Source organism: Rhizobium sp. BK176 (genome assembly GCF_024808055.1).
On sequence record NZ_JANUBV010000017.1, the window covers coordinates 123,755 to 140,956 of the forward strand.

At 58.2% G+C, this 17,202-nt stretch carries 18 protein-coding genes; 7 read left to right on the top strand and 11 right to left on the bottom strand.

Going from position 1 to position 17,202, the window contains the following annotated elements:
- Position 1: 1 nt before the first annotated feature.
- The 10 genes from paaZ to FHT76_RS32275 form a co-directional block, all read right to left on the bottom strand.
- Positions 2-2,059, bottom strand: coding sequence for a phenylacetic acid degradation bifunctional protein PaaZ (paaZ, locus tag FHT76_RS32230; protein ID WP_183757051.1), 2,058 nt, complete (start codon positions 2,057-2,059; stop codon positions 2-4).
- 17 nt (positions 2,060-2,076) lie between these two features.
- The gene (locus FHT76_RS32235) at positions 2,077-2,832 is read right to left on the bottom strand and encodes a Phenylacetic acid catabolic protein (RefSeq protein WP_183757050.1); all 756 of its coding nucleotides are present in this window, start codon (positions 2,830-2,832) and stop codon (positions 2,077-2,079) included.
- 27 nt (positions 2,833-2,859) lie between these two features.
- The gene (gene paaE / locus FHT76_RS32240; RefSeq protein WP_183757049.1) at positions 2,860-3,936 is read right to left on the bottom strand and encodes a 1,2-phenylacetyl-CoA epoxidase subunit PaaE; all 1,077 of its coding nucleotides are present in this window, start codon (positions 3,934-3,936) and stop codon (positions 2,860-2,862) included.
- A gap of 24 nt (positions 3,937-3,960) precedes the next feature.
- Positions 3,961-4,485: a 1,2-phenylacetyl-CoA epoxidase subunit PaaD gene (gene paaD, locus FHT76_RS32245; protein ID WP_183757048.1), complete on the bottom strand. Its 525-nt coding sequence runs from the start codon at positions 4,483-4,485 to the stop codon at positions 3,961-3,963.
- 15 nt (positions 4,486-4,500) lie between these two features.
- Positions 4,501-5,280 (bottom strand): 1,2-phenylacetyl-CoA epoxidase subunit PaaC, encoded by a 780-nt coding sequence (gene paaC, locus FHT76_RS32250; RefSeq protein WP_183757047.1) that lies wholly within the window; start codon positions 5,278-5,280, stop codon positions 4,501-4,503.
- Positions 5,280-5,564, bottom strand: a complete 285-nt coding sequence (gene paaB, locus FHT76_RS32255; protein WP_016557520.1) for a 1,2-phenylacetyl-CoA epoxidase subunit PaaB — start codon at positions 5,562-5,564, stop codon at positions 5,280-5,282. Before paaB ends, paaC begins: the two co-directional genes overlap by 1 nt.
- 99 nt (positions 5,565-5,663) lie before the next feature.
- On the bottom strand, positions 5,664-6,668 hold the full coding sequence (gene paaA, locus FHT76_RS32260) for a 1,2-phenylacetyl-CoA epoxidase subunit PaaA (protein ID WP_183757046.1): 1,005 nt from the start codon (positions 6,666-6,668) through the stop codon (positions 5,664-5,666).
- Positions 6,669-6,693: 25 nt separating this feature from the next.
- Positions 6,694-7,899, bottom strand: coding sequence for a 3-oxoadipyl-CoA thiolase (gene pcaF, locus FHT76_RS32265; RefSeq protein ID WP_183757045.1), 1,206 nt, complete (start codon positions 7,897-7,899; stop codon positions 6,694-6,696).
- A 597-nt stretch (positions 7,900-8,496) separates the two neighbouring features.
- Entirely contained in the window at positions 8,497-8,718 is a 222-nt protein-coding gene (locus tag FHT76_RS32270) for a hypothetical protein (RefSeq protein ID WP_183757044.1), read from the bottom strand.
- A 145-nt stretch (positions 8,719-8,863) separates the two neighbouring features.
- Positions 8,864-9,133, bottom strand: coding sequence for a hypothetical protein (locus FHT76_RS32275; RefSeq protein WP_183757043.1), 270 nt, complete (start codon positions 9,131-9,133; stop codon positions 8,864-8,866).
- Between the two features lie 320 nt (positions 9,134-9,453).
- Between FHT76_RS32275 and FHT76_RS32280 the strand changes: the two genes are divergently transcribed.
- Positions 9,454-10,650: an ABC transporter substrate-binding protein gene (locus tag FHT76_RS32280; protein WP_183757042.1), complete on the top strand. Its 1,197-nt coding sequence runs from the start codon at positions 9,454-9,456 to the stop codon at positions 10,648-10,650.
- Positions 10,651-11,111: 461 nt separating this feature from the next.
- Here FHT76_RS32280 and FHT76_RS32285 read toward each other — a convergent pair whose 3' ends face one another.
- Positions 11,112-11,342: a DUF982 domain-containing protein gene (locus FHT76_RS32285; protein WP_183757159.1), complete on the bottom strand. Its 231-nt coding sequence runs from the start codon at positions 11,340-11,342 to the stop codon at positions 11,112-11,114.
- A gap of 1,356 nt (positions 11,343-12,698) precedes the next feature.
- Here FHT76_RS32285 and FHT76_RS32290 point away from each other — a divergent pair.
- The 6 genes from FHT76_RS32290 to FHT76_RS32315 all read left to right on the top strand — a co-directional run.
- Positions 12,699-13,595, top strand: a complete 897-nt coding sequence (locus FHT76_RS32290; RefSeq protein ID WP_183757041.1) for a hypothetical protein — start codon at positions 12,699-12,701, stop codon at positions 13,593-13,595.
- Between the two features lie 110 nt (positions 13,596-13,705).
- Positions 13,706-14,089, top strand: coding sequence for a TIR domain-containing protein (locus tag FHT76_RS32295; RefSeq protein ID WP_183757040.1), 384 nt, complete (start codon positions 13,706-13,708; stop codon positions 14,087-14,089).
- A 49-nt stretch (positions 14,090-14,138) separates the two neighbouring features.
- On the top strand, positions 14,139-15,140 hold the full coding sequence (locus tag FHT76_RS32300; RefSeq protein WP_183757039.1) for a caspase family protein: 1,002 nt from the start codon (positions 14,139-14,141) through the stop codon (positions 15,138-15,140).
- Between the two features lie 10 nt (positions 15,141-15,150).
- Positions 15,151-15,423: a hypothetical protein gene (locus FHT76_RS32305; RefSeq protein WP_246720077.1), complete on the top strand. Its 273-nt coding sequence runs from the start codon at positions 15,151-15,153 to the stop codon at positions 15,421-15,423.
- Positions 15,424-15,716: 293 nt separating this feature from the next.
- A complete protein-coding gene (locus FHT76_RS32310) occupies positions 15,717-16,778 on the top strand; it encodes a metallophosphoesterase (protein WP_259186222.1) in 1,062 nt (353 codons plus the stop codon).
- A gap of 306 nt (positions 16,779-17,084) precedes the next feature.
- Positions 17,085-17,202: transposase (locus tag FHT76_RS32315; protein ID WP_259186227.1), on the top strand; the 118-nt coding region annotated here is incomplete at its 3' end.

Genomic DNA, 17,202 nt, shown 5'->3' on the forward strand with positions numbered 1-17,202 from the left:
GTCAGTCCCTTCTTTTGGCGACCATCGTCAACACGTCATATTGAGCGACCGTCGCTGCATTCTGGTTGGTTACCCGGCAGTCCCAGCGCACTTCGCCGTGCTCGGCCCCGATGCGCGGATTGATCTCCTTGCAGGTCAACTGCACCTGCAAGGTATCACCGGGATTGACTGGCGTGAGGAAGCGCAGGTTGTCGACGCCATAATTGGCAAGAACCGGGCCCGGGGCTGGGTCGACAAAGAGGCCAGCGGCAAAGGAAACGATCAGATAGCCGTGGGCAACGCGCCCGTCGAAGAACGGATTGGCCTTGGCCGCATCCTCGTCCATATGGGCGTAAAACGTATCACCGGTGAAGTTGGCGAAATGCTCTATATCTTCAAGCGTCACCGTCCGTGTGCCGGTGACGAGCTGATCGCCGATCTGCAATTCCGCAAGCGACTTGCGGAACGGATGTTCCTGGTCCTTGCGCACCTCGGCATCCGGGACCCAGCGGCCGGTGACCGCCGACAGAAGCGTCGGCGAGCCCTGGACCGCAGTGCGCTGCATGTAGTGCTTGACCCCACGAATCCCGCCCAGCTCCTCGCCGCCGCCGGCCCGTCCAGGACCACCGTGCACAAGGCCTGGCAACGGCGAGCCATGGCCGGTCGAGCTCTTCGCGCTGACGCGATTTCCGATCAGTACGCGGCCGTGGAATGGAGCCATACCAAGGACCACCTCTTCGGCGAAGGCCGGATCGTTGGTGAAGACCGAGGAGACTAGGCTACCCTTGCCGCGGCGGGCAAGATCGACGGCCTCGTCAGCGCTGTCATAGGGCATGACCGTGCTGACCGGACCAAACGCTTCAACGTCATGAACAGCCCGGGCGTGCGAGGGATTGTCGCAATAAAGGAGCACCGGGTTGAGGAAGGCACCAGCTTCGACGTCACCCGAGACGATGCGGGGAATGTCCGGATCACCCGCAACGATCTCGGCGTCGGCCAGGAGATCGCGGATGCGCGCGCGGACCTCGTCGCGTTGGGCAAGGCTAGCAAGCGGTCCCATTCGAACGTTTTCATCGGCGGCATTGCCGAGCACCGTTTTGCCAAGGCGCTCGCCGAGGGCTGAGATCAGAGCGTCGCAATAGGGGCGGGGTGCGATGACGCGACGGATGGCCGTACACTTCTGACCTGCCTTTGCCGTCATCTCTCGGGAGACTTCCTTGACGAAAAGGTCGAACTCCTCAGTACCGGGGGCGGCATCGAGACCGAGAACAGAGGCATTGAGACTATCTGCCTCCATCGTGAAGCGCACCGAGTTGTCGATGATCGCCGGATGGGTTTTCAGCTTGCGGCCGGTCCAGGCCGAGCCGGTGAAGGTGACCACGTCCTGTCCATCGACATGGTCCAGGAGGTCGCCTACGGAACCGCAGACAAGCTGCACCGCGCCTTCGGGAAGCAGGCCCGTTGCAACCATGTGACGTACGACGAGTTCAGTCAGGTAAGCCGTCTGGCTCGCCGGTTTGACGATCGCCGGCATGCCGGCAAGCAGGGTCGGCGCCAGCTTCTCGAGCATGCCCCAGACCGGAAAGTTGAATGCATTGATATGTATGGCGACGCCCTGCAGCGGCGACAAAATATGCCGGGCGGCGAAAGTTCCGTCGCGCGACAGCGGTTCTACTTCTCCGTCAACGAGGACACGCGTGTTGGGCAGTTCGCGCCGGCCCTTTGAGGCATAGGACAGCAAGGTGCCAATGCCGCCATCGATATCGATCCAGCTGTCTGTCTTTGTCGCACCGGTTGCCGACGAGAGCGCGTAGAACTCCTCCTTGCGCTCCATCAATGCTTGGCCAAGTGCCTTCAACATAGCGGCACGCTCGTGGAAAGACATGCGACGCAGTGCGGGGCCTGCCTTTTCTCGGCCGTAACCCACGGATGAGGCAAAGTCGACGCCAGTGGAATCGATTGTAGCCACCGGCACCCCCGTCGAGGCATCAAGTAGCTTAGTGCCATCCTGCGTGCCAGGAACCCAGCGGCCATAGACATAGCTTTCGAGACGACGGGGCGGGTTTGCCAGAACATTCATTGTCTTGTCCTTCCGGGTCAGTTCAGATTGAGCGCGTTAAGCTGCTCGTCAACGGCCGCCTGCCATTGTGAAAGCAGCGCCTCGTTGGGGGTGTGGCGCAGGCCAAAGCGCGCCAACGTCTCGTAGCGCGCCGAGCCGGAGAGCCCGAAGCTTGCAGCAACACGCGGGCGCCAGTAGGAGATCGCTGCTCGCGCCGCTGTCGTCCCGTCTTCACTTTGGACAATTCGCTTCAGTCCCTCGACGCCGAGCTCGGTGTGATGTGCCTCGCGCGGTAAAATGGCACGGAACACTTCGGCAAGCGGCTGATAGGAAACATGGGTAAGCTCGCGCAGCTGGATGGCACTCGCACTGCCCATCAGCACGTTCATGACCACAGCGTCGACCCAGCCCTGCAAGGGATAGTGGAAGACCGAAAGGCGCATGTCACCGCTCTGCCGGGCGGCACCGATGTCGGTTGCGCGGGCTAGCCGGGCGTCCCAGGGATGATGAACCGCATAGCGGCCAGTGTCTGCGCCGAAACTCCCCATGATATCAAGGACCCGACCGGCATGGTCGGTTTTCTCAAGCACTATCTTGGCAGAGGCGATACGTTCCTTGATACCGGGCGCATCGTTGATCGTATCGGCAAACCCGGCAGCACCTGCAAGCTCGCTGTCAACGAAACTTGCCATCAGCCGCAAAAGCTCGCCGCGATAGCGTGGTGGGACGTTGTCAGGCGACGTCAGCGCGCCACCCTTGAGCAGGTATTCCTCGATCGGCATCGTATCGGACATCGGCTATTCCTCCTTCGCTGGCGCGCCTTATTGGTCGTAGCTGACCACGACACGGTCGCTCAGCGGATAACACTGACAGGTCAAGACGTAGCCCTGGCGCACTTCGTAATCCTCCAGCGCGTGGTTGACCTCCATCTCGGTCTCACCCTCGATGACCTTGGCCCGGCATGTGGAACACACACCTGCCTTGCAGGCGTAGGGGGCGTCCATACGGTTCTCCAACGCCGCTTCCAAAAGAGTTTGTCCCTGCTTCGGCATCTTGAAAACACGCGTTGCGCCGTCGAGCGTGACCGTTGCCTCACAGCTCGCGTCGCGATCGTGAGAGGCTGTGCTTTCGGTTTTGCGGCGCGCCCGACCCGGCTGCGAGGATGCAAAGAGCTCGAACTTGATCTGCTCGTCGCGCATCCCGTGATCGCGAAGCGCGGCTGCGATCGTCAGCATCATCGGTTCGGGACCACAGATGAAGGCCGTGTTGACGGATTTGAGGTCAACCCAATGCCGGAAGAGCGCCGCACATTTGTCCGCATCGATCCGGCCGGTGAAGAGGTCGATATCCTGTGCCTCGCTTTCCAGAACATGCAGAATTGACAGGCGGCCAAGGTAGCTGTTCTTCAGGTCATCCAGTTCCTCGCGGAACATGATCGAACTGATCTGACGGTTCGCGTAGACGAGCGTGAAGCGCGATTTCGGTTCACGCGCCAACGTGGTTTTGATGATGGAAAGAACCGGTGTAATCCCGCTGCCGGCAGCAAATCCGAGGTAGTTCTTGGATATTTCGGGTTCGATCGCGGTGAAGAAGGCCCCCGTTGGCGGCATGGCTTCAAGCGTATCACCGATTTGCAGTTCCTCGTTCGCCCAGGTCGAAAAGCATCCGCCATCCACCCGCTTGATGCCGACCCGCAGTACACCCTCGTCGCGCCCGGCACAGATCGAATAGGATCGGCGCAACTCCTCGCCGTCAAACTTGCGACGGAACGTCAGGTACTGTCCCTGCGTGAAATCGAACGAGCTTCGGTCCTGGTCAAGCGGAGCGAGCGTGACAACCACGGCATCACGCGTCTCGCGCCTGACGTCGGTGACCTGAAGAGAATGGAAACGTGCCATGTTACGGACCTCACGAGGCAAAAGTCAGATGCACTTGAAATAATCGAATGGTTCCAGACAGTCGGTACAGCGATAGCTCGCCTTGCAGGGCGTCGAACCGAACTGGCTGATCTTTTCCGTCTTCGTCGACCCGCACCGCGGACAGGCGATCGTCAGATTGGAGCGGCCGGATAGGCGATCGGCGCGCAGGCGCAGGAGGCCATCTATCGCGGTACCATCAACGGGTGGCGTGATACCGTAGGCCTTGAGCTTTTCGCGACCATCGGCACTAATCCAGTCCGTCGTCCACGCCGGCGAAAGCTGACGCTCGAGCCGCAGCTTATCGATCCCCTTGTCGTGTAGAGCCCGCTCGATATCCAGGTTGATGATCGCGGTTGCCGGACAGCCCGAATAGGTCGGTGTTACTGTCACAACCAGCGTGTCGCCTTCAAAAGCGATGGCTCGGATAATGCCGAGATCGACAAGCGAGATCACCGGGATTTCCGGATCCGGAACCTCCCCAAGCCACTGCCAGACATCTGCGGTCGATGGCAAAGTCGCGGTCGTCATAACCGCCTCCCTCCGTTACCAGGTCGCGCCCGGATAAGCCCGCTGCAAAAACTGCAGGTCAGCGAGGATGAAGCCCATGTGTTCGGTATGAACACCGCGTTTGCCGCCCTTGTGCATGTAACCGTCCGTCGGCTTCTTCAGTGTCGCCTCTGACAGTGCCTCGCCAACCAGTTCGTCCCACGCAGCTTTCAGGCTCTCGGGTTCCGGCGCGATGCCCGCCTCGGCCAGCTCCACGTCGGACGTGTCGCCCATAAAAAGCTCGCCGGTATAGGCCCAGAGGTCGTCAAGTGCGCCCTGCATGCGGCGATGGCTTTCGGCAGTACCGTCGCCAAGGCGGATGATCAGGTCACGGCTGCGATCGAGGTGGTAGGCAACTTCCTTGGTGGCTTTTTCGGCAATGTCTGCAATGCGTTTGTCGGTCGAGCCGCAAAGTGCCTTCAGCATGAGGAAGTGCCAGGCGTCAAAGAGAAACTGACGCATCAGCGTCGTCCCAAAATCGCCGTTCGGACGCTCGACGAGCAGAACGTTGCGGAAGTCGCGAGCATCACGCAGATAAGCAAGATTGTCGGCGCTGCGACCACGACCTTCGATCTCTCCGGCAAGGCCGAGCCAAAGCTGCGTCTGACCGATCAGATCAAGCGCCGTATTGGAAAGCGCGATGTCCTCTTCAAGGGCCGGTGAATGCCCGCACCATTCTGAAACGCGATGACCGAGGATCAGTGAATTGTCGCCGAGACGGGTCAGGCACTCGAAAAGAGTCGCGTCACTGACTGATATATTGGAGATCGCGCTCATCACATGTGCCCCACTTCATCCGGAATGTCGAAGAAAGTCGGATGCCGATAGACCTTCGAATTCGACGGATCAAACAGCGGGCCCTTGTCGGACGGCGCGCTGGCCGTGATGTCGCTGGACCGAACGACCCAAATGCTCACACCTTCATTGCGACGAGTGTAAACGTCACGGGCGTTGTTGACGGCCATCTCGGCATCGGGCGCATGAAGGCTGCCAACATGCCGGTGATTCAAGCCGTGCTGGCCACGGATGAAAACTTCCCAAAGGGGCCATTCGCTGGACATGGTTGTTTCTCCCTGCTCGCATTTCCTCGGCCGAAGGCGCGAGATCGCGGATTTGTTACGATAGCAACTACTCAAAGAGCGCCTCGCGGCGTTCTGACATTATTCGGCGGCGACCTGCGCAGCGGCACGACGCGATTTCATCTTGTCGGCATGTGCAACGAGACCGTCACGGAACCAAGCGCCGTCGTTCCATGCCTTCTGCCGTGCGCCAAGGCGCTCGGCATTGCACGGACCGTTGCCAGCGATGACGGCGAAGAACTCGGTCCAGTCAGGTTCGCCGAAATCATAGCCACCCTTTTCCTCGTTCCACTTCAGATCCGGGTCCGGGACCGTGAGGCCGAGGTATTCTGCCTGCGGTACCGTCTGGTCGACGAACTTTTGGCGCAGCTCGTCGTTGGAGTTCTGCTTGATCTTCCAAGACATCGATTGTGCGGAATGCACCGATGCGTCATCGGAGGGGCCAAACATCATCAGCGATGGCCACCACCAGCGGTTCAAGGCGTCCTGGACCATTTCCTTCTGCGCGGGCGTTCCCTTGACCATCTTCATCAGGATGTCGAAGCCCTGGCGTTGATGGAAGCTTTCCTCCTTGCAGATGCGGACCATGGCACGGGCATAAGGCCCGTAGGAACAGCGCTGCAACGGCACCTGGTTCATGATCGCAGCACCATCGACCAGCCAGCCGATCGCGCCGATGTCTGCCCAGTTCAGCGTCGGGTAGTTGAAGATCGAGGAGTACTTTGCCTTGCCACTATGCAGCTGTTCATACATTTCGTCCCGGCTAATTCCGAGCGTTTCAGCGGCACAGTATAGGTAGAGCCCGTGTCCGGCCTCATCCTGCACCTTGGCGAGTAATATCGCCTTGCGCTCCAAGGTGGGCGCTCGGGTGATCCAATTGCCTTCCGGCAGCTGACCGACAATCTCGGAATGGGCGTGCTGGCTGATCTGACGCATCAACGTCTTGCGATAGCCTTCCGGCATCCATTCCTTTGGCTCGATCTTCTGGCCGGCGTCGACCCGTTCCTGGAAGGCGCGTTCGACGGGATCCATTTCGTCGAGCGTCTTGACGTGGGCGCTGTCGGTCTTGACCATCTGTGCGTACATCGTTTGTCTCCCTTGCCTTCGCGCGTCAGACGCGCTCGAGGATGATGGCGATGCCCTGGCCGACGCCGATGCACATCATGCAGAGCGCATAGCGGCCGCCACGGCGGTGCAATTGGTAGGTTGCGGTCGTTACCAATCGGGCCCCGCTCATCCCGAGTGGATGCCCCATTGCGATGGCACCACCATTCGGATTGACATGGGGCGCGTCATCGGGAAGGTCCAGATCGCGCAGCACGGCAAGCGCCTGCGCAGCAAATGCCTCGTTAAGTTCGATCACGTCCATCTGCCCGATAGCGAGTCCAGCACGTGCGAGGACTTTCCGGGCAGCTGGCGCCGGGCCCACTCCCATGATGCGCGGCTCAACGCCGGCTGCAGCCATCGCGACGATGCGTGCTTTCGGCGACAACCCCTGTGTTCTTGCAACTGCCTCGCTTGCGATAACGAGGGCCGCAGCGCCATCGTTGACGCCCGAAGCATTGCCCGCGGTGACACTGAGGTCCGCACCGTTGACGCCTTTGAGCCTTGAAAGTTGCTCGGCAGTCGTGCCCGGACGGGGATGCTCGTCGCGGTCAACAACAACTGCATCGCCCTTCTTCTGAGCTACCCGGACTGAGACCAGTTCGTCTGCAAACAGGCCAACCTTCTGCGCAGAGGCCCACCGCGCCTGGCTGCGGGCGGCAAAGGCGTCCTGATCGGCACGGCTGACGCCAAAATCTTCAGCTACATTGTCGGCCGTCTCTGGCATGGAATCGACGCCAAATCCCGCCTTCATTTTCGGATTGATGAAACGCCAGCCGATCGTGGTGTCGTAGACCGCGTTTGCCCGGGAGAAAGCACTGTCTGCCTTTGGCATCACGAAAGGCGCTCGGCTCATGCTCTCCACACCACCCGCGACAACGAAGTCGCAATCACCTGCGCGGATCGCCCGCGCTGCCATTCCGACGGCATCCATGCCGGAACCGCACAGCCGGTTGATCGTGGTTGCGGGGACGGTGACCGGCATTCCGGAAAGCAGCACTGCCATGCGGGCGACGTTGCGGTTGTCTTCACCCGCCTGATTAGCACAGCCGAGGATAAGATCATCGACCCTGCTCCAGTCCACACCCCTATTTCGTTCCATAAGGGCAGCGAGTGGCAAGGCTGCGAGATCGTCCGCGCGCACCGAAGAAAGTACGCCGCCATAGCGGCCGATGGGTGTGCGAACGGCATCGCAGATGAACGCTTCCGGCATGCGCAATTTCCTCCTGCTCCCGATCGGCTCTCGCATCAAATACATTAACCGACCGATCGGTCATGTATTTAGCACGCACTATGTCACAGATCAATGAAAATTTCCGATAAGTTGTGACGTTTAAATTCACCCCGAAATTCTAACACAAAACCAGCATGTTCGTGACCTTGGGAGCGCATCAATGCAAGCGCTGCCGGCGGCGAAGCGGGCAGGGCACCGAATCCACGAGGGAAGGCTCGCCAAGTTGCTGCTGCCTGTTCGCAAGCGTCATGGTTGGCTGCTGGCTCCGTGGGCGCCGGTACGGTGAAGGGACGACGGGAACCTTCGGATCCGACCCAGTAGCCGACGCACCTCGCACGCGCTCGGGTCAAGCACATGTGCGCCGACAGGAACGTCATGCGGCCGGCGCTTGCCTTCAGCAAAACCTCGGTCCGCTGCAGATAACGCAACCGCAGTCATCCCATTCGCAGTCTCCGCCGTCATCGGTGAGAGAGTGACACTCCTACTTTGCAGACGCAGGACACTTTTGTCTTGCCGTGGACGCCGCCGGTCGATTTTCAAACAAGATAAGGCGAGGGTGCTTTGGCATTGACCGCGTCAGGGCAATCGTTTCAGCAATCGAATCCTGTTTCCCGGCGCAAACGCGACGATCTTGTCCTGCTCCAGAGCATAGAGGATTGCCATGATTTCTTCCTGAGAAAACCCAGCTGCGTTCAAGGGAACAGCAATGTCGAACAGGTTGATTGTCATGTCTGGCTTCAGCTTTAGTGCGCGCAGCTTCTCGGTCACGGCAGCTTCTGTATCCTCAAATCGGCTCATAACGCGATCCAAGCAGGGACCCGACTGAAAATGCGCTTGTCCCGTTGTCCGCTCTCAAAGCCAGATCCGACGATCGCTACATCCACTATCACTGGTTTGATGGCGCTTCCACCCGATGGTTGAGCGGCCTCCGCATGTTCGCCGCTCATTGCTGGTTGAAACCGGGCGTAATACCGGGAGAGGCGTCGCCCGCCAATTTACCGTCGGTGTTCTCGCCAACAGCTTCTCTACGCCGATTTCTGAGATATTCGGCGATGCCGCCACCACATGCTCTGTAGAGATCTGCGGCCAAATAGCCGGCAGCTTCCGCTTTCGCCCGAATGATCTCGGCTTGCTGTTCCAGGGCGGGTTCCCCATCGAAATTCACATCGTCATTGTCTACGTTCTCTTCGAGCCAGTCTAGGATGTTCTTCATGGCGTTCTCCGCTGTTGCACGGCGGCGCATTCGGGCCGCGTCATGGTGCGATAACGTCCGACATCGGCGAGGGTTGCGGATTGTAGCCGGGTGCGCGCGCAGAAATCTCCTATGTCGGTTACTGCCGTTCGGCGGCCGGGTGAGATTCTCAGCCCCTGCAAGTCACTGGCCGAGATCGACGATCTTCTACCGATGCCATGGCCCTCTGGATCGGCGTCCTTACGCCTATGACGAACTAGGCGGCCTTTTAGCGATTTTTCTCCAACTCCATGACTGCTATAATTAAACAAGCTTTGGCCATCACGTTGAAGGGAGCGGCCATGGGAGGTGAGTGGACGAAACATTCCTTACTCCTAGCTTCGGCAACAGCGGGGTGGCTCGCATTTGCCGTAGCGACCGAAGCGACACCACTCGATGAGTTGGTTGCGGCCGCCAAGGCTGAAGGCCAGCTCAACGTCATCGGTTTGCCCCACGACTGGTGCGGGTACGGTGCCATCATCGACGGTTTCAAGACAAGGTTCGGGATACCGGTGATCGAGCTTTCGCCGGACATCGGATCCACCAAGGTGATCGACGAGATAAGAAACGCGCGGGCGGTGAGTGCTGCGCCTGCGCCTGACGTGATAGACGTTGGCCACCCTTTCGCTTCGTCAGCGAAAAAGGAGGGGTTGCTTCAGCCCTACAAAGTGAGGACCTGGGCGACCATCCCGGACGCCGCCAAGGATGCGGACGGATACTGGGCCGGCGCCTACTATGGAACGATCGCGATAGAGGTGAACACGGACATCATCAGGATATTGCCGACCAATTGGGCGGATCTTCAAAAGCCTGCATATAAGGGCGCGGTTGGTCTAGCCGGGGATCTTGGTTCCAATCAGGCAATCCAGAGCATTTTCGCCGCCGGCCTTTCGGCAGCGGGCGGCAACCATGAGACGGCCGCCGAATTGGGGCTGACGTTTTTCGCCACCCTCCATGAGAAAGGAAACTTCGTCTCGCTCGTCGGCAATCTCGCTACGCTTGTCGACGGACGAACGCCGATCCTCATCCGTTGGGACTATCTTGCTATTGCGGACCGCGAGAGACTGAAGGACAAGAGCAGGATCGAAATCATCAGGCCGAAGACCGGCGTGGTCGCGGGGGTTTATGCGCAGGCGATCAGCGCTTTCGCCGCACATCCGAATGCCGCCCGTCTGTGGCTCGAGTACCTGTACTCGGATGAAACCCAGCTCATGTTCGCCGACGGCCATTGCCATCCAATTCGTTCAGGGGAAATGGTCCGCAGTGGCAGGATGCCCAAATTGCCGATGCCTGAGGCACAATCCCGAGGTTCAGGCACCGAGGCCGATCCACTCTTTCCAACGGTTGAAGAGCAGGAACGGGCGAGGGATGTCATCATCGACCGTTGGGGCAGCGTCGTCGGGGTGACGATCGATTGCGACTCGAAGGGCACTGCTGCCGATATCCCTATGGTTTTCAATGATATCCCCGTCGGACAGTGCTCAATACCTAATCCATAACGACCGTGTATGGCACGGTTGGCCTGCTGATCAAGTTCATGGTGACCATGTCGCCCACCCAGCAGCCGCTGCTCAATCTCGCGCGAGCGCTTCCGTGACCGCCGGGTTCCATCCGAGACGGCACGGGCGACCAAGTGCTCGGATGCGAGAGTGCCGAGTGCTTGAGGCTTCCACGGCAGGACGTCTAGGAATGGGGCCTAGGAAAGGCGCCGGAGGTTCGAGAGCCGCTCGTCAACAAGGGACGACATCAGGACGTCGCCGGGAGATCCCACGCAAAAGTGTGGTGGACCAGGCAGGCATAAGATATAAAGAGCCCCACCTGAACGCGGAGCAGGTGGGGCACCCCCGCGACTGGGCCGAGGGAGGACGGGGAATTGCGGGCCGGTTCTTCCTGTCCCGAACAAGCCCTCCCGGCATTTGTTCCACGCAATGAGCCCCTTGGCTTGCCGGTCTGATTGGCCTCAGGGAAACTCGAAAGCGATGCCCGCATCCATCGCCGCGGCTAGAAAGGCATATTGAGCCGCCTCGTTTGTCACGGTGCCATTCCCAACGCCCTGAGATGCTTCCATCGCTTCGAGAAAGGAGGAACTATCTTGTATTGGCCAATCGGACGACAGCAGATGCAGCGCGTCCGTTGCCGAAGCGGGGTTCCCGGAACCATCTAATGACGAGCATATTATGTTTATTACAATTTATAATTGCAAAAGTGGCATAATCTATCTTATGGAACACCCTTGTAGCCGCAAGTTAAAGTGTCCTGATGAAAATCGAATGCCGAGTTTTCCCAAACGAACCGCTGGCATCCGCAATGAGAACCTCGAATCCTCCGTGTCGCGTCCAGCCAAATATTCTACGGGCGAGCGATTGATTGGATTCGTCCAACAAAGTGGTCGCCTATCCGATCCTTTTGGCAAGATGGTATCTGTGCCGACCAGCGCCACCGCCGTCTACTTTGAGCAGTTACATACGTACTACGACATGTCCTCTCGCGACAGAGTCGACCAACGGTATCGGAAACCTATTTTGCGCTTGTCTCAGAAATCAAGGGCTCAAGAGCGGTGGAACCTCGCCTGGCGATCAGTTGTTGCGATCGGTGTCGTTGGACACCAATTGCCCCACATCGGAAGTGCGATACATCGTGACAATTCGAAGGATTTCTTCGGCGTCTGTGATTGTCATCTTCGAAAAGCTTCCGCCATTTCAGCGCATGAATTCAAGCAATCGCACACATGCGACCGCCTTTCCTGGATTGATAGATGTCCGTTTTGCTTTGGTCATCGCGTATTTGAATGGCGAACGTCCAATTGCGTCAATAGCCGGTGAGATTAGCAACGGTCATGTCGAGGGTTCGGTGACAGGTTGTTTTTACAACCTATGCTTGTTGCAACTAACACTTCGAAAGAGCCTAGGTAGCCTCGCGCCTAGTTGGCTGAAACTCGAGCGGGAAAGCAATGCGGGACGCTTCAGACTGCACGGCTCCGGACTCGAACAGCGCTGCTGTCAATCGCCGAACGGATCTGTCGCTGGCGCGCATTTAAGGGTCACGATCTCGGGACGTTCCGGTTCTCCTAGATAAAGAGTAGGGCCGTCAGTACCGCTTCAAAGCTTGGCGGACGCATTTCCTCCCGTGCCCATATCAGTACGCGGTCACGCTACGTGTGCGGCTGCATGTGATGCCTCATAAAATCCAACTGATCGATGCAGGTTTCGAGAAAAATTCCGCGAAGCTCGCAAGAGCGCCTTCGCTGAGTGTTCCACGGCCATCAAGGCTGCCGCGACGCGGCTCGCCGCATGAATGAAGGTGCGCCTTGTATTCCCCTCTCCCGTCGCAGAGACCAAGCGGCACCGACCAAAGGCACTTACTGGTGATCGCGGATCCCAAGACAGCGTCGGATACAAGTCGGGCGACATGGCCGTTGCCATCGCAAGTCTACATTGAGGCAATCGGCTGAGGCCAACAATCAGCGCGATAAAATGATCTTCTTGCACGAAGAGCGCAAGTCCGCAAGATTCGTTCTGCTCGAACTCTCAGGAAGTGGTCGCTCGATATGTTCAAGTGGCTGGCGCGGCTCCGCAGGAGCATCCAGATTCTGCCCGACGTCAACCCTTCGCCTGACGAAACCGAGGCGGCGTACATTCCAGGCTTTGAATGCCAGTCAAGCAGCCTGGATCATTCGCGTAGTATCCAAGGAGTGTTCAGCAGGTGGCACGACAAGGAGGATGTCATCGGCGATCCGCCACTGTGGCGACTTTTCATGGACGACGAGCGGAAGTGGTCCGCACAGGGAAGGTTCGCCGGGAAAGATATCAACTGTGGGCATTATTTCGCTTTGTCACCTAAGGCAGCCCTCTCGGAGGCCCAACACTATGAGATGCAAATCGAGAACGCGGCATTCGTGGAAGCGGATGCATCGTTCGACAAAATCTTGAATCTTACAGAACCCGCTGCACGACGCCGCGCATACGAGGCCGTAACCGAGGCATCGTATCGTGCGGATACGTTCATCGCTGAGGAGATGGCCGAAGAGGTAACGGGCGGCACAAGCTTGACTGACAACGTTGGGAAGTGGGCAATTGGTTCGGGTTACGAAGGCATTCTCTACTTCGCCCCGAGGCTAATATGGGGACCTACTACCAAGGCTGTCGCTGAGACACGACCACCGAGGCCTTGGGACCCTAGCCTCCTTGAATACTGGGAAGACGTCACCCGCGCTCACCGCGATGTGAACATAGTCATCTTTCGAAGCCGATACCTGACGTCCTGTGTTCGTCGCCACAGAACGGACAATGGACCTTGGATGGACAACGAACAATTCGGTAAGGCCGAAGAGGAGATCGAGGCGGCGCTCGCTGACCATCCGCACTATCGGAAATTCGACGAGACATACCAAGCGAAGAAGCGGCGATTTAGGCTCGTAAGCGTCCGCTACAATGACATTGACTGAGTTGAAACGGCGTCGCAGCTGCTCAATCAACGCTGGCCGATACGAAGAACTCGGAACGTGGTGGACGGAAGACTCAGACTCGTCATTAATGCGCGGTGGGAGAACGTCGGATGTATAAAAAGCGGCTATTCATCAGCTTCGATTATGACAACGACGAAGCGCTCAAAACCCTGCTGGTTGGACAAGCAAAACATCCGGATAGCCCTTTCGAGCTGGCGGATTGGTCAATCAAAGAGGCGATAGACGTCCGGTGGAAAGACAAAGCTCGCCTGCGTATTCGGTCGGTAGATGTCGTCGCCGTAATCTGCGGGCAGCACACAAATACGGCAACGGGTGTCAGCGCCGAAATCGCCCAGGACAATAATGTCCCGTATTTTCTGCTCTGGGGCTATTTCGGGAAGTCCTGTGTGAAACCGATCGCCGCGTACGCGTCCGACACTATGTACCGCTGGACATGGGATAACCTGAAGCTTTTAATTAGGGGTAGCCGTTGAAAGTTCCGGCGCCGGTGCAGAAGCCATTCGCTTCCGGGGGGGGAAGGCGATGAAAGACCGCAAGGCACTGATCGTGGGGATCGATTACTACGAGCGTTTCACCCCGCTCCGGGGTTGCGTGGCGGATGCGCAGTCGGTCGCTCAAGTGCTAGAGAAACACGAAAACGGGGACTTGAATTTCCAAACGCCCCGAAAACTCCTGGGCACCGATAAATTGACGTCGGTCGACCGAAGGCAGTTTCGAGACAGCATCGTCAAGCTATTTTCCGGGAAGCCCGAAATCGCGCTCCTGTATTTCGCAGGCCATGGGTATATTGACGCAGCGGGCGGCTTTCTTTGTCCGAGCGACTGTCGGGATGGAAGCGATGGCATTCCGCTTCTCGAGGTTATGAACCTCGCGAAGCAATCCGGTGCCGCTAACAAGATCATCATTTTGGACAGCTGCCACGGAGGGATCATCGGTAACAAGCAAGCCGGCTCCGGCACTACCGAACTTGACCCTGGTTTCACCATTCTTACGGCGTCAAGCGAAGTGCAATACGCTCACGAGGGCGGCAATGGCGCACCGGGCGTCTTCACCAACCTACTGGTTGACGCCCTTGAAGGTGCGGCCGCCAACCTCGTCGGGGATATCACCCCTGGCAGCGTATACGCCCACATCGATCAATCCTTGGGACCATGGGGCGGCCAACGACCGGTTTTCAAGACCAACGTGGAATCCTTCGTTTCGCTCAGAAAGGCCCGGCCGCCTATCGCCCTGAATGAACTGCGCCAATTGCCAGAGCTTTTTCCAACACAAAACCATCAATTCCAGCTCGACCCCTCCTTCGAGCCCGAGCGGACGACCGACCAGGAAGCAGACTCCACGTTTCCGAAACCCGATCCAACCAACAACGCGGTTTTCGCGACACTCCAAAACTTCGCTCGAGTCAATCTTGTTCGGCCCGTGGGAACGAAGCACATGTGGCATGCCGCGATGAGTAGTCAACATTGCGAGTTGACGACACTCGGCAAGCACTACCGCAGATTAGTCGACGAGGGCCTTATCTAGGGAGATGGCTATGATTTCCGGGATTTCCCAGTTGATTGAAGAGCTTGCGGCGATAGAGCATGCCCGTTGGGCCCATTGGCAACGTTACGTCCATTCATCCTGTGAACGGCAGCCAGACGGTTCGCTAATCATTCCGAAGGAACTGGTTCGACGGTGGGAATTGCAGATAGAAACGGGATACTCTGATCTTTCGCCTGAGGAGAAGGCGAGCGATCGCGAACAGGTGATGAAGTACCTTCCCCTGATCGAGCGGTGGATTTCCTCAAGGGACAAGGCCCGGTGATGAGCGAAGATTTCGAGACGTTCAGAGACCCATTGCTGTCGGTCTTTCAGTCGGCTGTCGAGGAGATCGGTCAGAGGCTGGATGCGTCACACATCGGTGCTCGACGCCGAGGGCTGCAACGATCGGCATCAAGTCAGGCGAGAGAGGACGCCCGCAATATCGCTCGGCGAGAGGCAGGTTTGCCCGAACTCTACGACGGACCGCGTCCAAGGGACCTCCAGCTTCGAAGCGTCCCCCGTCTCTGTTCTGAGCTAGCGCTGCGATACCTAAAGGCGCTTTCCCGGAATGACAAAATGTCGCTTCAACAGGTCGCGGACGAATATGCCGGAAGTCCTTGTGACGGTGAGTGGATAACTTGCCTGGAGGAGTATCACCGTTACTTTGGGCCGGAAGGAGATCGCGCGGAAATCCCCTATATTCGGCCCGCGGACGTGGGGGATCGGATCATTTCAATCGCCGCTGATGCCAGTATCGCGCTGATGGCGGACTGGGGAACGGGCAACAACCCCGCATTTGAACTGCTCAGGGCCATCACAGATTTCGACCCTCAGGTCCTTATTCACCTTGGCGACATCTACTACTCGGGTACACCGCACGAGTGCCGGGAGAACTTCCTCGCTCCTGTCGAGAAAATGTATCGCAAGGGCACCGATAAAGCAGTCTACACCCTTTCCGGAAACCACGACATGTACTCCGGCGGGCTCGGCTTTTACGAACTGGTTCAGAGCCTGAACCCGGAACCCAAGGATCAGGGGGCGAGCTTCTTCTGCCTGAGGTCGACCGACGAGAATTGGCAGCTGCTGGCGTTGGATACCGGGAAGCACGACTACAGCCCGTATGGCGTCGGCGACGCCCTCGTCACTATCGACGACGATGAACTGGATTGGCATGTGAAACGGATGGAGGAGTTTCAGGGGAAGACAATTCTCCTCTCCCATCACCAATTGTTCTCCGCCTACTCCGAGGTCGGGCCAAAACTGGCGACCGGAAAGCGGAAGGCTACGAACCCGCATCTTTTGAGAGCGTTCAACGAGCTTTCGGCAAAAGGCGAGATTTCGGCCTGGTTCTGGGGCCATGAACATTCGCTCAGTATCTACCAGCCCTTTGAGGGGGTGCAGCGCGGCCGGTGCATTGGGCACGGAGCAATCCCCGTCTCCATCAAGGACGAGATCTACAAGCCGAGACATGATCTCGACCATATACCCGAGCTAATGAAGAACACCGAACTCGGAACGAACGGGAGCGTCTGGAATCACGGTTTCACCCTGCTCTCCTTCGCTGCGGACACATGCAAAGCGGCGTATTATGAGTTAAATAATTCCGTGCCACGTGAGGTGTTTACGGAGGAATTCTAAAGTTACCGGAGAACCACAACGCGCCGCTTACGCAAGTCGCCGGGCAGCTCGCCTTGTCCAACTGGCTCGAAGAAGCGCTTAGCCGACGTTAAACACGATGGCTCCGGATTGGCGCGCCACCAATGCCCTCCCCGCCCGCGAGCCTTTCATTGATTTGCCAGGGACAGTCGTTTCCGCTCGATCATCGCGTCGATACGTCTTCCCATCTCTGTCGCGGAAATGACTGGCCCTTTCAAACGCCGTGACCTTGCCCCGTTGAAATAATCCATTTTGAAGTAAGCTCTGGCCCATTGAGAGGACCAGGGAATGAAGCGCAGCCGTTTCACAGACGAACAGATTATCGGCATTCTGAAGGAGCACGAGGCGGGTACGCCGGTCTCGGAGCTTTGCCGCAAGCACGGCGTCAGCGATGCCAGCATCTATA